The sequence below is a fragment of the Enterococcus sp. DIV1368f genome (genome assembly GCF_051712245.1).
Taxonomy (GTDB): Bacteria; Bacillota; Bacilli; order Lactobacillales; family Enterococcaceae; genus Enterococcus; species Enterococcus faecalis.
Genome location: NZ_JBIOON010000001.1, coordinates 1332553 through 1348051, shown reverse-complemented (window position 1 = coordinate 1348051; position 15499 = coordinate 1332553). Strand labels below are relative to the sequence as shown.

The 15499-nt window shown below is 38.5% G+C and carries 12 protein-coding genes; 3 read left to right on the top strand and 9 right to left on the bottom strand.

Annotation, left to right across the window (positions count from 1 at the left end; translation table 11 throughout):
* Positions 1-654: 654 nt before the first annotated feature.
* From IGL07_RS06785 to IGL07_RS06775, 3 genes are read right to left on the bottom strand one after another with little or no spacing between them, the layout of a single operon-like run.
* Entirely contained in the window at positions 655-2307 is a 1653-nt protein-coding gene (locus IGL07_RS06785) for a peptide ABC transporter substrate-binding protein (protein WP_002398278.1), read from the bottom strand.
* Positions 2308-2324: 17 nt separating this feature from the next.
* Positions 2325-3701 (bottom strand): transglutaminase-like domain-containing protein, encoded by a 1377-nt coding sequence (locus IGL07_RS06780; protein ID WP_010817267.1) that lies wholly within the window; start codon positions 3699-3701, stop codon positions 2325-2327.
* Positions 3702-3717: 16 nt separating this feature from the next.
* Positions 3718-4782 carry a dipeptide epimerase gene (locus IGL07_RS06775; RefSeq protein ID WP_010817266.1) on the bottom strand — a complete coding sequence of 355 codons (1065 nt, stop codon included), beginning with the start codon at positions 4780-4782 and terminating at the stop codon, positions 3718-3720.
* 274 nt (positions 4783-5056) lie between these two features.
* Here IGL07_RS06775 and IGL07_RS06770 point away from each other — a divergent pair, with 274 nt between their 5' ends.
* Positions 5057-5401, top strand: coding sequence for a metal-sulfur cluster assembly factor (locus IGL07_RS06770; RefSeq protein WP_002357660.1), 345 nt, complete (start codon positions 5057-5059; stop codon positions 5399-5401).
* A gap of 188 nt (positions 5402-5589) precedes the next feature.
* Here IGL07_RS06770 and IGL07_RS06765 read toward each other — a convergent pair whose 3' ends face one another.
* Positions 5590-6582 carry an alpha/beta hydrolase gene (locus tag IGL07_RS06765; RefSeq protein ID WP_025189525.1) on the bottom strand — a complete coding sequence of 331 codons (993 nt, stop codon included), beginning with the start codon at positions 6580-6582 and terminating at the stop codon, positions 5590-5592.
* 145 nt (positions 6583-6727) lie between these two features.
* Entirely contained in the window at positions 6728-8038 is a 1311-nt protein-coding gene (gene lysA / locus IGL07_RS06760; protein ID WP_025189524.1) for a diaminopimelate decarboxylase, read from the bottom strand.
* Positions 8039-8235: 197 nt separating this feature from the next.
* Here lysA and IGL07_RS06755 point away from each other — a divergent pair, with 197 nt between their 5' ends.
* Positions 8236-10116, top strand: a complete 1881-nt coding sequence (locus IGL07_RS06755) for a fructose-bisphosphatase class III (protein ID WP_010817263.1) — start codon at positions 8236-8238, stop codon at positions 10114-10116.
* 154 nt (positions 10117-10270) lie between these two features.
* A complete protein-coding gene (locus IGL07_RS06750) occupies positions 10271-11152 on the top strand; it encodes a serine hydrolase (RefSeq protein WP_025189523.1) in 882 nt (293 codons plus the stop codon).
* 57 nt (positions 11153-11209) lie between these two features.
* On the opposite strand, the gene IGL07_RS06745 is transcribed toward IGL07_RS06750, so the two are convergent.
* The 4 genes from IGL07_RS06745 to IGL07_RS06730 all read right to left on the bottom strand — a co-directional run bounded on the left by IGL07_RS06745 (position 11210) and on the right by IGL07_RS06730 (position 15483).
* Entirely contained in the window at positions 11210-11620 is a 411-nt protein-coding gene (locus tag IGL07_RS06745) for a hypothetical protein (protein ID WP_010817261.1), read from the bottom strand.
* Positions 11621-11692: 72 nt separating this feature from the next.
* The gene (locus tag IGL07_RS06740) at positions 11693-12328 is read right to left on the bottom strand and encodes a V-type ATP synthase subunit D (RefSeq protein ID WP_010712427.1); all 636 of its coding nucleotides are present in this window, start codon (positions 12326-12328) and stop codon (positions 11693-11695) included.
* A gap of 4 nt (positions 12329-12332) precedes the next feature.
* Entirely contained in the window at positions 12333-13709 is a 1377-nt protein-coding gene (locus IGL07_RS06735) for a V-type ATP synthase subunit B (RefSeq protein WP_002357674.1), read from the bottom strand.
* Positions 13702-15483 carry a V-type ATP synthase subunit A gene (locus IGL07_RS06730; RefSeq protein ID WP_002366646.1) on the bottom strand — a complete coding sequence of 594 codons (1782 nt, stop codon included), beginning with the start codon at positions 15481-15483 and terminating at the stop codon, positions 13702-13704. Before IGL07_RS06730 ends, IGL07_RS06735 begins: the two co-directional genes overlap by 8 nt.
* Between the last annotated feature and the right edge of the window lie 16 nt (positions 15484-15499).

The window sequence follows — 15499 nt, the reverse complement described above, 5'->3', positions numbered from 1 at the left end:
AGGTACTGTTCAACATCTATTTGCTTTGCAAATAGTGTTTCTCAGCAAATAAGAAGGAATTTCCGAAAATTGTCATAAAACACAACGAGGAACGAGTTGATGTTGCATGATACACTACACTCCGTTTCGTTCGCATCAATTTCTACGCATGGAACATGCTAGAATTGAAGGACCCGGTGCTCTTTAATTTTTGGAGACCAAGTCCTTCAATTCTTAGTGATTTATCACTTAGAGATTGATGAGATCGGAGCTCTGCGAAGTAGGTATTGTTCATCATCGAATCACTACGTTCTTCGTGATTCTCAACACTTGGAAGGATTAAGATGCGCCGAACACTTGTGTGAGAAAGTCAATTTCGGCTTATTGTTTTCTCGCCAAAGGCTCGTCACAGTTTTATCCTTGTAAGTTCCGAAGGACCTTCACCAAGTAGGTACGATGATTTCATCTGTTCATGCTTCACAGTGAAACATCGCAACTCTTAGAGCTGTAGCTCTTTTGAAGGCTGTACTGTGACGAGACGCATGTCGAGAAAACACCTTAGAAGTTGTTGAGATCGGAGCAACGCGTAGTGTTGCTTCTGTTCCCGCCGTTTATCAGTTTTTGAGCGTGGAGCAAAAATCCAAAGTGATTTTTGTCCCACGCTCGTTCACTAATTTATTCTTTATAGGCATACTTATATGTGCTCGTTGCACCGAAGTTATGATACTGAATGCCTTTGACACCTGGTCGTACAAGCTGACTACGGGCCTCTTGGTATAAAGGAATTAAAGCGGCATCTTCTTCCACCAATACTTTTTCAGCTTTAATTAATGTTTGCCAACGAGTTTCAGGATCATTTGCGTATTTAGTTGTTGCTTCTTCAATTAGTTGATCAAACGTTGGGCTAGAATAGTTCATACGGTTACCACTAACTGAGCTTTCTAAGAAAGTCATTGGATCCTGATAATCGGGTCCCCACATGCCAACAGACAATTCATAATCCCCTTTTCTCATTAATTCAATCGCATTATTTAAAGGAACTGTTTTGACATTAATAGTGAGACCAGGCAACGTTTCTTGTAACTGGCCTTGGATAAATTCAGCAACTTTTCGGTCACTATCACCATCTCTTGAAAGAAGTTCAATGGCTACATCTCCGTTTAACTCTGCTTTTGCTTTATCTAAATACTCTTTGGCTTTTTTGGCATCTGTTTTGACAAGGGCGCCTGCTTCTTGACGAAAATCTTCATTCGTTTCTGGGTTATATACAAATTTTTCTGGAATGTACCCATAAATTTCTTTTGAACCATCTGCTAAAATATTATCGACTAAACTTTTTTTATCCAAAGCATAAGCTAAAGCTTTGCGGACATTCTCATTTGCAAAAATGGATGGTTTTTCGTTTCTTTTTTGATTTAAACGTAAGGAATAGACTTTTGACCGTTCGATTGCTTCATAGTCTGGGTTGTCTCGATTTTGTTTAGCAAAATCTCCTGTTAAGACAGCCACATCTAATTCACCTGATTCGTACAAATTATAAACGGTATTGGTTTCTTTAAGAACTTCAAAATGAATCGTTTCTGATTTTACTTTTTCTTTATCGTAATAGTCGGGATTACGCACAAAATCCCACGACATCGCTGACTGATCCCAATTTTTCATTAAAAACGGACCATTAGATACAATCATTTCACTAGAAGTGCCATAGGCTTGTCCTTTTTCTTTCACGAATGCTTCGTTTTGTGGGAAAAATGGAGAAAATGCCAATAAGGACGTAAAATATGGTACAGGCTTTTCCAAAGTAACCTCCAAAGTATAATCATCAAGCGCTTTGACACCCAATTCCTCTGGTGCTTTTTCCTCTTTTGTAATAGCTGTTCCGTTCAGAATCGTTCCTTCTAACAAGAAAAAGTAATTGGCTTGGTTTTTGGGATTCGCTAATTTACGCCAAGCAAAAACGAAATCATTGGCTGTTACAGCATCACCATTGGACCACTTGCCATCTTCTCTTAGTTTAATGGTATATCGTTTGCCATCTTCAGAAATTTCAGGCATCTCTTTAGCGGCAGCAGGTATCAGTTGATCCTTCTCATCTAATTGATATAGCCCTTCAAAGACATTGGACTGTGCGTTAATACTGGCTTCATCTTGTGTAAAAATAGAATCCATTGAACCGATTTCCGAGTTCTCCATTAAATTTAAAACTTTTTTCGAGACACTGGTTTTCTCAGTTGCTTTCTCGTCTCTTTTTGTTTCTGCTGTTGTGCCACAACCTACCAAGACCGTACTAACAAATAACATAATCCCCATCATTTTTAACTTTTTCATACTATTCCCCCTATGTGTCAGTCAAACGGCAACTCTTCCATGGAAAGCCGTTCTTGCGAAACTATCAAGCATGCGTAGGGCAAGCCCTCATTTTCGTACTCAAATTCTCCCCGCTGGTTGTCAATTGGGTCTGCACGCAATTGCATTTTCGCCGGCTGAAAGTCTGTCTGGATCTCGCTATTTGCGACCATTCTAAAAACATCTAAATTGCCGAAATAATGATTCCACCGCTGTCTATCCCCGTCTCGGTAAGCACCTCCGCCAAAAGATAAATCCGCAAAGAGCCAGCCGTACGGTTCTATATAAAATTGTGTCCAATCATGACAGCCTGTATAATGTGTAGAAACATATAATCCCGATTGCCATTTGGCTGGTATCCCTGCAATCCGACAAAGCGTGATAAACAAAATCGCTTGCACGCCGCAGTCACCTTTTAAATTAGTTGCAGCATACTCTGAAATATTGGAAATTGTAAAATATTCACGCATGAAAGAATAATGAATCTTTGTCGTCACAAAGTCATAAATCAAGCGTGCCTTTTTTAAGGGATTACTTTCATCGCCTACAATCTCATCTGCTAAATTTCTTAAATAAGGCGTGAATCGAATATGCGGTAACTGTTCCTCTAAATCAAAGCTTGGTTGCATTTTGTCTACGTTATTTTCTTCTAACTGTTGGTAAACCATCCGATTAACATAACAATATTCAACTGTAAACGTTTGATTTTCTTTTAAGATTGTTTCAAAACACAGTGTTCGTTGAGGCGCATCTTCTGCCGCTATATAGGTTGCTTCAGGTGACGTAGCTAGGATTTCAATTTCTGATTGTTGTTGACACGCTTTGGGCAGCGGCAAATGGACACGAACACGCTCACCTGGACGCTCAAATTCTTTTTTCACCTGAATGGTGGCTTTAATTGTTGTTCTCACTTTTCTACCACCGTTTTTTTGCATTTGTTCGATGTTCTCTTTTAGTTCTTTTTTGCGGAGAATTTCTAATTGATTGCTTTCTGCTTCCCGCAAACGTGCAACATATGCCGCATTTGTTTTAATTAAATTGGCCAAAAATCGAAGTTGGAAATACGGTTCACCGTCAATATAAACCCAGTCCACTAATCCCGTTTCTTTTAAACGAATTAATTCCTCTGTTTGATAATCCTGAAAAGTATCTCTCATCATTTGATCAGCTTTTGCAAAGCTATGAGGATACTCATTCATACGCATCATTTTAATGACATCTTTTTCAATTATCAAACGTTCTTTTAATGCCTGCGGAAGTTCTTTTGTCAACCAAAAATCAATGGCAATATCCGCACTTGCAAAATCGCCAAATTCTTTCACCCTTTGAATTTCCTCAGGCAAAGGGACACTAAGATACTTTAAATCATACTTCATTTGCTTTACTCCTTTTTTAATGAGAAATGCCTAATCCAGCTGCTTCTCCTAATTCCAATAATGGTTTTGCTTCTAAGGATACGCCCCCAGTTACGGGCGCAGTTTCTAAACCGAATGTCGCATCTAAATCTGCTCGTGTGATATTCTTTTGAGCAGCAGCTAAATGGGCAGCAGCCGTGATGCCAATGGTTGTTTCTTCCGCCATGCAACCAATCATGCATTCGATGCCTGCTGTTTCACAAATCTGATTAATTTTCAGCGCTTCATGAATGCCGCCACACTTCATTAATTTTATATTGATAACATCGACTGTGCCTTTTTTAACTAATTCCAACGCATCTTGAGCATCAAAACAGCTTTCATCAGCCATAATTGTCGTATTGACTTGTGAGGTAACGTATTTTAGACCTTCTAAATCGCGCCTTTTAACTGGCTGTTCCACTAATTCAATTTGATAATCTGCTAATTCTTGAATCGCTTTAACTGCATCTTTGGGTGTCCAAGCCTGATTCGCATCTAAGCGGAGCTTGATATCAAAGCCAACTGCTTCACGAATCGCTTTTACTCTTGCGATATCAGCTTCAATTCCTGTTCCGACTTTAATTTTTAATGTATCAAAACCTAGTTTGACTTTTTCGACGGCTTTTTGTGCCATCACATTTGGTTCATCAATACCTAGTGTAATATCCGTTATTACTTGGTTATCATAGCCGCCTAACAATTGATAAAGAGGCAGTTGAGCTTTCTGACCCATCAAATCATAACAAGCAATATCGATTGCTGCTTTTGCCGCTGGAGCGAAAGCAGATATTTTATCCATCACTTCATGAATTTTCTCAATATTAAAGGGGTTTAAGCCAATGATTGCTTGGCCAAATAATTCGATCGTTTCAATCGTGCCAGCCAACGTTTCACCGGTAATAAAAATGCCTGGCCCTCCTTCTCCATATCCAATGAGCCCCTCTTCTGTTTCAATTTCTACAATCGCACTATCCGCTGATTCTATCGTCCCCAAAGCGATCGTAAATGTTTCTTTCAGTTTAATTTTCGATGCCCTAACATGTACCTGCTTAATTTTCATAAAATCCTCCCTTTGATATTTCCAATTGACTGAATATTCAGTTTTTTAAAAATGTCCAAAAATTAAATTTAGATTGTTATCGATCATTCTAAACTCATTATTTTCTAATGTCAACAAAATAATGAGATTTAGATTAAAATAAAATGAATCTCAAGTTTTATGAGCTTTTTAATAAATCAGTAAATTCCAGGACATGTGAGATACTTCTCATTTACAAACATTCCTAAAAAAGGTATGATAGTAAAGAGGCAACTTGCAAAGGAGTAGAAGACGAATGAGTGAACAACCTCAACAACGCTCAACCGAAGAAGTTGAAGCAATTAAAGAAGATATTTTAACTGCATTAGAAACAGTGATTGACCCTGAATTAGGCATCGATATTGTTAATTTAGGACTAATTTATGAAGTTGAATTTGCAGAAGAAACTGGTGATACTGTCATCAAAATGACCTTAACCACAATGGGTTGTCCGTTAGCAGATGTTTTAACAGAACAAATCCATGGTGTTTTAAAAGATATTCCTGAAGTGAATAATATCGAAGTAAAATTAGTCTGGTACCCTGCTTGGACAACGGATAAAATGAGCCGTTACGCACGAATTGCTTTGGGTATTCGCTAGTTATTTCGAGACTTTGATTAATGATAAAAACCGCCTGAAAGAACTGACTGATTAGTTTTTTTATGTGGTTTTTTGTTTAGCTAATAGTTTGCTAGTCCAACTTTATTATTTTTCTTTTTAAGCACTTTAAATTTAGCTAAACGAGTCAGACAAAAAAAGACATGGAATCATGAAAATCCATGTCTTTTTTAGTCGGATGTTGTTTTTACTGCAGGACAGTTTTCTTCCAAAAACTCAAAAATACTACTGTAATAATTTTCAGGTTCGTAGACACTTGAAGATAAATGTGGTGCTTTAGCCACAATGAGACCTTTTTTTATCCCCTGAGTTGCCGCTAAATTTTCTTCAAACATTATCATTGGAACAAAGCGATCACCTGTACCGTGAATAAAGAATGTGGGCAACGTATTTTTGTGTAATTTTCTCACGGAAGAAGCGGTTTTCAATTGAAAGCCATAGTTATTTAATGCTAATTGATTAGCAATTGTTAAAATAGGAAAAGCGGGTAAATGAAAAGATTCATGTAGGACATATTTAAATTCATCATAAACAGAAGTGTAGCCACAATCCACTATTAATCCGCGGACATTCGTTGGTAACTTTTCACCACTTGCCATCATGACAGTAGCCGCTCCCATGGAACCGCCCACTAAAATAATTTCTGCTTCCATATCAATGGCAAGAACTTCACTAATCCAACTTAATAAATCTAACCGATCCAGCCATCCCATCCCAATTTTATTCCCTGAACTTTTCCCGTGCGCACGCAAATCGGGAACTAAAACATTGTAGCCTTCTTCTGCAAAACGTAATGCAGTATATGCCATATCGCGTTTTCCGCTTGAACGATAACCATGCACACAAATCGCCCAACGATGGTTATCTGGATAAGGAATAAAGCACCGTGCATACAATGTTTCGTCTTTAATTTTCAACCAACGATCTTCAGCAAAAGACTCTGTCCAAAAAGCTTCGCCTTCTTGTTTTTGTTGTTCTTCTATTTTTGTATATCTTGTTTCCCGTTCTTGAAAATTATCAGGATTTAATAACCGATGCCCTTTTTTATGATACCAAGGGTTGTCTTTAAGCAACGCAATTTTCAAAAAATAATTGGCAATGTAAAAAGAAAAAACAACGCCAATTATTGCAAAAATGATCAGTAACCCGAGGAGCCATTTCATCTGCAAATCACACCCTCTTCTAAAGTATTTCCTTCTTCATTTAATATACTATGGATTTTTCATTTCTGAAAGAAATCACCCTTACATTTTGTTATTTTTTGAAAAAAAGCAGCCGTCTCAAAAAGAGGCGGCTACTTTTAATCTATCAACAATCCAACGTTGTCATATCTTCATATGTCTCACGGCGAGCAACTAATTTTGCTTGTCCATCTTCGACAAAAACCACCGCTGGTCGAGGATTTCGGTTGTAATTACTTGCCATTGAATAACCGTAAGCCCCCGTACTACTAATGGCCAATAAATCCCCTGCTTTAACTTCTGGCAATAAAATATCTCGAAGTAAGACATCTCCTGATTCGCAATATTTACCAACCACTGTGACTTTCTTGACTGAGTCATGCCCCTCACGATTCGCTAGAAATCCATCATAAACCGCTTGATACAAAGCAGGCCGTATATTATCACCCATGCCACCATCTACGGAAACAAAATGACGAACACCAGGAACCTCTTTTTGCGCGCCAACTGTATATATCGTTGTGCCCGCTTCGGCAATTAAACTGCGGCCTGGTTCAATCCAAAGCTCAGGCAGTGGATACCCTAATTGTTCACAATGACCTTTCAAGGAATAAACAATTTTTTCAACAAATGTTGCTGGTGCTAATGGCTCATCTTGCTGCGTGTACTGCACACCAAAACCACCACCCATATTTAAAACATGTGCTGTAAATTGATGGACTTGCCGCCAGTCTTCTAAAATAGTGAACATTTTTTCAACAGCAGCTAAAAAGCCTTCCACAGCAAAAATTTGCGAGCCAATATGGCAATGGACCCCTTGTACATCAAAAGAGGGATTTGATAAAAGGCGAACGAGTGCTTCTGTCGCCTGGCCACTTGCAACATCAAAACCAAATTTTGAATCTTCTTGGCCTGTCAAAATGTAATCATGTGTTTCTGCATCCACGCCAGGACTCACCCGAAAAAGAACTTTTTGTGTTTGGTTTCGTGTAGCTAATAATTCTTCCAACAAGTCAATTTCGTAAAAATTATCAATGACAATTGTACCTATTTTGTTATCCAAGGCGTAACGTAATTCTTCAGGGGTTTTGTTATTTCCATGGAATTCAATTTCCGCTGGCTCCATGCCCCCTTTTAAAGCTGTGAATAGTTCTCCACCAGAGACAACATCACAAGCAATATCTTCTTCCTTTAACACTTGATAAATAGCTAAACAACTAAATGCTTTACTTGCATAAACCACTTTATTTTTGATACCTAATTGATTTAACGTTTGTTTAAAACCACGTGCTTGTGCGCGAATATGAGCGACATCATAGACAAATAACGGCGTCCCGAATTTTTGCGCCAACTTTACGGTGTCACAACCACCGATTTCTAAATGATCTTCCCGATTCATTTTTGCTGTACCAAATAACATGTTTTCCCGCCCCTTCATTTTGTTTTATTAAAAATCATAGCATAAAACCCAGTAGCTTCCTATAATTTTCCACATTTTTCTCTGACTTTCTCCTGTTGCTTTTTTTCGCCAAATAGCCTACAATAATTGGCATACGAATAAAAAACCTTTATTATCAAGACTTTAATCTTTTAAACAAAAATTGGTATATACGAAAAAGAAAGAAGGCAGATGACTTGGCTACACTGAACCGCGATCAACAAATTGAAGAAATTATTAATTTGGAAGCAATTTTGAATTTACCGAAAGGAACAGAACATTTTGTCAGTGATTTACATGGTGAATTTGAAGCTTTTGACCATATTTTAAGAAATGGTTCTGGGCGAATCAGAGAAAAAGTTCAATTTTTATTTAAACAAGAATTAAATGCTCATCAGATGGACGAGCTTTGTTTTATTATCTACTATCCAGAAGAAAAATTAACACTTTTAGAAAATGAAAGCGCCCTCTCTTATGAATGGTGGCTATTAACGATTCGCCGTCTGGTTGAAATCGTCCGTTCTTCTTCGATGAAGTACACACGTTCTAAAGTTCGCAAAGCCCTTCCTGAAACCTATGGGTATATTCTCGAAGAATTGATTTATCAATATGATGAAACAACAACCAAAAACGGTTACTATCAACAAATTATTGAAAAAATTATTTTACTAGGTGAAGCCAAACGTTTCGTGACAGAATTAGCTTATCTAATCCAACGTCTGATTATTGATCACCTACATGTTATTGGTGATATCTATGATCGGGGGCCAGCACCAGATAAAATTATGGACCGATTAATGTCCTATCACTCCTTGGATATTCAACTAGGCAATCACGATATGATTTGGCTGGCTGCTTATAGTGGTTCACTGGCTTGTTTAGCCAATGTAGTACGTATTTGTGCTCGCTATGGAAATTTAGATTTGTTAGAAGAACGTTATGCTATCGATTTAACCGCCTTAAAAAAATTTAGTTTAGAAACGTATAAAGAAAATCCTGCTTTTGCACCCAAGAAAAATCCCTATCGTGCGTTAACTGAAGATGAAAAACAAGTAGCGATGCGTGTGCAACAAGCCATTGCCATTATTCAAGAAAAACTAGAAGGGCAAATTATTGGTCGACGCCCTGATTTTAACTTGGCACATCGGCTACGCTTAGATAAGATTCAAGGGGAAACTATTACTTTTGACGAATGTCGTTATACATTAATTAACAGCTGTTTTCAAACCGTTTCTGAAGAGCAGCCTTACCAATTAACACGTGAGGAAAAACAGATAATTGATGACTTATTAACGCAATTTCAGTCTTCGCCGCGGTTAACAAAACACATGCGCTTTCTAATGGAAAAAGCTTCTCTTTACCTTGTGTATAATCAAAATTTATTGATCCATGGCTGTCTGCCTCTGAATGCGGACGGTACTTTTCAAGCTTATACATTTAAAGGCCACTCCTATTCAGGAAAAGCTTTAGTTGACTTCTTTCAGAAAATGTTAGAAGAAGCTTACGCTCAGCCTGCTATTACAGATGACTATGCGACAGATTGTTTATGGTATCTTTGGTGCGGCGAAGGCTCCTCATTATTTGGCAAACGAGCTATGAAAACCTTTGAGCGTTATTTTCTCGCTGAAAAAGAAACACACCATGAAGAAAAAAATCCTTACTACTCTTTGCGTGATACGGTTGAAGTTTGTGAAAGAATCCTAGATGAATTTGAAGTGACTGGTGAAAATCGACATATCATTAATGGCCATACACCAGTTAAACGAACAAAAGGCGAATCGCCAATCAAAGCAAATGGCACGCTTCTCGTAATTGACGGCGGCTTTTCAAAATCTTATCAGACAATTACTGGAATTGCTGGTTATACATTGTTGTACAACTCGTTTGGGTTACAACTGACCGCGCATAAATCTTTTTCTAGTAAAGAAACAGCCATTTTAAATAATCAAGACATTCATTCCATCAAACAAGTCATCGATCGCCCCTTACAGCGGCTATTGGTGAAAGATACCACTATCGGCAAAGAGCTATTAAAGCAATCGCAAGCACTCCAAAAACAAATGAAACAAAACCAGTAGTGCCGTTAAAAAGACGCTTGCGCTCTTATCCGAAAAATGATTAAATGGAGGAGTTGAGAAAAATATCTATTAGAGAAACGGAAAGGGTTTTACATTGAAGAAACAGCAACTCTCACTATACGGCATCATTTTCTTTCTTTGCTTTTTCCTAATTGTGGGCTTCTTCTTCTCAAGTCGTGGCGAAGATTATGCCAAAGAATCTGAACAAAAAGTTACAATTGATTCCGCCAAACATGAGAAGCATACGAAAGACAAGGAAGAAAATAATTCAGCAAATACAGTATTTTTTGATAAAATAAATGACCTGCTCGTCGCTTCTGTCAAAGAATTTGAAGGAACGGTCGGGATTAGTTATTTAGATTTGGAAACTGGCGAACAGCGTTCTGTGAATGGCCAACATGAATTTTATACAGCTAGTACTATTAAAGTGCCGCTGACGATGCTAGTCGCCGACACGGTTGCTTCTGGTCAAAAAAAATGGACAGACCTGATTCCCTACAACGCCGAAGAAGATTATGAAGAAGGAACTGGGATCATTGCCTATAATATCCAACCAGAATATCCATTAAAAACGTTACAAGAATATGCCATCACCTATTCTGATAATATCGCTAAAAATATGCTCTATGATACATTGGGTGGTGATGAAAAAGCAAAACGAGAAATGTATCAGCGTTATTTGCACAAGTCACCTTCGATTGAAGAACCACAATTTTCTTCGGAAGATGCGCTAGTTATTCTACAAAGATTATATACTGAAAAAGCAACAAAACCAGATTACCAAGCGATTTATGATTCTATGAAACAAAGTGTTTTCCATGAAAGAATGGAAACTCCCACAACTCAAGGAAAAGTTGCTCATAAAATTGGTTCCTATGATGAATTTATTCATGATATGGGGATTTTAGAAACACCTCACCCCTTTGCTTTAGCAATTTTTACTAAAGGACCTGATAATGCTAAGAGTGCTGCGTTTATTGCTTCAGTGACAGATAAGTTATGGCAATTACAGGTGTCTGAATATCCTAATCAATAACAGTTAAGAAAATACCCTTGGTTTATTAAGACGACTTAATAAACCAAGGGTATTTTTTTATTGTTTGTTATCATTATCCATTTGTACAGACAACAACTTCGTAAAACGTTCTGCCAACATTTGGTGGGCATCAATTTTTTTGGTTCCTTGTGCTTTTGCTGCAAAACTAGCAAAGTTTAAGCCAGCCCCAAATAGTTGTAATGCACCGTTGCCTAAATCTCCCTTTTTAAGGGCTTCAAGCCCATCTTCGATAAACTGGTTACTTTCATCTAAATGACACTCAGGAAGATATTTCACGCCGTGATGATAACGTTTTACATTCAGAATGATTTGCTTCGCGGCTTCTTCTGAAATAGCTGCTCCCAAGTTTAACAGTAGCTCATTAATTGGTTCCACCAAGCGAGCATAGTCACTTTCGTATTTTTGACAATTCAGTGCAATCGCTTTACGGCGTTCTTTATTTTTCATTTTTTCCACTCCTTTTTATTAAAAACGAGTACGAAAGCTACCAACTGGCTTCGTACTCGTTCTTTCTAACAACTAATTGTCTTTGTTCATGCTTTTAATTTTAATTAGACGTGTAATTTCGCCACGTTCATTTTCTTCTAATTTCATTTGAATGTAGTAAATTGTTTCTTCTAATTGTGGAATCGTCATGTACTCTAAGGCGTTGACACGACGACGCGTTTTTTCAATTTCTTTTGATAATAATTGGCACGTCTTTTCAACATTTGCAAGTGCTAATAATTTCGGTAAAATGCTTGAAATTTTAGCAAAAGCTTGATCAAGCTCGCTGTTTGAATTCACGTAACCATAGTCTAAGGGGGCTTCTTGAACCGATTCATCGTAATCAAAAATCATTTTAGGAACTGGCACACTTAAGATGTTCTGCTCAATAATTTCTAATTCAACTTTTTCGGCTGGAATTGCCACTAACTCTTCAATAAAGGCTTCGTTCAAAGTTGCGTTTGCCAATACAAAATTTGATAACGCATCCGTCACTTCTTGTTCAACCTGAATACGTAACTCATTGTTTTCTTTGACTAGCGCAATAAACCGTCGCATCAATTCATCTTGTTTGTCTTTCAGCAACTTATGGCCTCTCGTGGCCGTAGTTAACTGTTTTTTTAATCGGGAAAGTTCCATACGGGTTGGATTAACATTTAATCGAGCCATTTTTCTACTTCCCTTCAGTTAAATATTGATCGAGCATATCCTCTTTAATTCGTTTTAGTTCTGTTCTCGGTAGCATGCTTAATAGTTCCCACCCAAGATCTAACGTTTCTTCAATCGAACGGTTTGTATCGAATCCTTGATTGACATATTCTTCTTCAAAACGTTGGGCAAAAGCTGCGTAAATTTTATCGACATCGGAAAGAGCTGATTCTCCTAAAATGACAGCTAATTCTTTGGCTTGTTTGCCTTGTGCATAGGCTGAGAACAATTGATTCATCGTCGCTGCATGATCCCCGCGCGTTTTGCCTTCGCCAGTTCCTTTGTCTTTAAGACGGGAAAGTGATGGCAATACATCAATTGGTGGTTGGATACCGCTCTTATATAGTTCCCGGGACAAGATAATTTGCCCTTCTGTAATATAGCCAGTTAAATCGGGAATTGGATGTGTTTTATCCTCCTCTGGCATCGTTAAAATAGGAATCTGTGTTACGGAGCCTTTTGAACCACGAATTCGGCCTGCCCGTTCATACAACGTTGCTAAGTTCGTATAAAGATAACCTGGGTAACCACGACGTCCTGGAACTTCACGGCGTGCTGCTGAAATTTCTCGTAACGCTTCGCAATAATTGGTCATATCCGTCATGATAACTAAGACATGCATGCCCTTTTCATAAGCTAAATATTCAGCGGCTGTCAAAGCCATTCTAGGCGTTGCAATCCGTTCAATGGCTGGATCATTCGCTAAGTTCATAAATAAGACTGAACGATCAATTGCGCCTGTTTGACGGAAATCTTCCATAAAATATTCCGCTTCTTCAAAGGTAATCCCAATGGCCGCAAAAACTACGGCAAATTCTTCTTCACTATTTAACACGTTGGCTTGTCTGGCAATTTGTGCCGCTAATTCTTTATGAGGTAAGCCAGATGCTGAAAAAACAGGTAATTTTTGACCACGAACTAAGGTATTTAAATGGTCAATCGCTGAAATCCCTGTTTGGATGAACTCATCGGGATAATCACGAGCGACTGGATTGATAACTTCGCCGTTAATATCTAATTTTTTTTCAGGTAATAATTCTGGTCCATTATCTTTTAAGCGACCTAAGCCGTCAAAAACGCGCCCCATCATATCTGGTGAAACCCCTAATTCTAAAGGATGTCCCAGAAAGCGAACTTTTGAATCACGAATATTGATGTTACTCGTTCCTTCAAATATTTGGACCATCGCTTTATCTCCATTGATTTCTAAAACTTGCCCTTGGCGAATTTCGCCATTTTGCATGCGTACTTCAATTAATTCTTCGTACTTTACGCCTGCCACTTTTTCAACAATCATCAGAGGACCAACGACTTCATTGATTGTGCGATATTCTTTAATCATTCGTCATTCCTCCTTCAGCAATGATTTCTTTTATCGTTGTTTTAATTTCTGCTTGTAAACGATCCAATTTCTCTAATTCTTCTTCTGGTAAATACTTGCTACGAGCAATGCGATCACGGATTTCAACTGTTCCCGCCATTAACTCAGAGAAATAAGTGCCTAAACTTAAGGCTTTTTGACCTTCTTCACCAAAAGTTAGAATCAATTGCAACATTTTCGCTTGTTTTGTTCGAGAAGTGAACGTATCCACGTCATCAAAAGCATTTTGTTGCAAATAGTCTTCCCGTAATGATTTGGCTGTTTCCAACGTTAAACGGTCTTTATCCGACAAGGAATCAATCCCAACCAAGCGAACAATTTCTTCCAGTTGAGATTCCTCTTGTAAAATCCGCATCCCTTCAGCTACCATAGCGGCCCAGTTTCCTTGCAATTCCAAGTCTAAATATTGCCCTACTTCTGTGGAGTAAAGAGAATAACTTTGCAACCAGTTAATAGAAGGAAAATGACGTTTTTGTGCTAATTGAGAATCTAAGCCCCAGAATACTTTAACAACGCGTAACGTATTTTGGGTGACAGGTTCTGATATGTCCCCACCAGATGGCGAAACCGCACTAATCGCTGTAATGCTTCCTTCACGATGATCTTTTCCTAACGCGATGACTTGTCCTGCTCGTTCATAATATTCAGCTAAGCGGCTACCTAAATAGGCTGGATAGCCTTCATCACCAGGCATTTCTTCTAACCGGCCACTCATTTCTCGTAACGCTTCTGCCCAACGAGAAGTAGAATCCGCCATAATTGCGACTGAGTAACCCATATCACGGAAATATTCTGCAATGGTAATCCCTGTATAAATCGAGGCTTCCCGTGCCGCCACCGGCATATTTGACGTATTCGCAATTAAAATCGTCCGATTCATCAAAGACTCACCAGTTGTTGGATCAATTAATTCTGGAAATTCATTTAAAACATCTGTCATTTCATTCCCGCGTTCCCCACAACCAACGTAAACGACTAAGTCGACATCGGCCCACTTAGCAATTTGGTGCTGAACGACTGTTTTTCCAGCGCCAAATGGTCCTGGAACTGCTGCCGCTCCGCCTTTCGTAATTGGGAAAAAGGTATCAATTACGCGTTGTCCGGTCACCATTGGTACTTTGGGACTTAGTTTTTCTAAAATGGGACGTCCCCGCCGAACGGGCCATTTTTGCATCATGCTAAAACTTTCCGTTCCTTTAGCCGTTTTCACTGAGTAAACTGTTTCATCAATGACAAAGTCACCTGCTTTAATTTCGACAATCGTTCCTGAAACGCCGAAAGGCACCATAATTTTATGTTGAATAATCGCTGTTTCTTGAACCACACCGACGATGTCACCTGCCGACACTTCTTCACCCACTGCCACAGTCGGTTCAAACGTCCATTTTTTCTCACGATCTAATGCATCAATTTTAACGCCACGGCCTAAAAAGTTACTGTGGGTTACTTCTTGAAATGTATCCAATGGTCGTTGAATACCATCAAACATTTCGGCAATTAAACCTGGGGCTAATTCAACAGATAATGGTTCTCCTGTTGAAATAACTGGTTCTCCTGGTCCAATGCCTGTTGTTTCTTCATATACTTGAATCGAAGCGACGTCGCCTCGCATTTCAATAATCTCTCCGATAACGCCTAAATCTCCTACATGACAAATGTCTTGGATACTAGCATCTGACATGTTTTCAGCTAAAATCAAAGGACCTGAAACTTTGACAATTTTTCCAATTTGCACGCTCATTCTCCTTTGC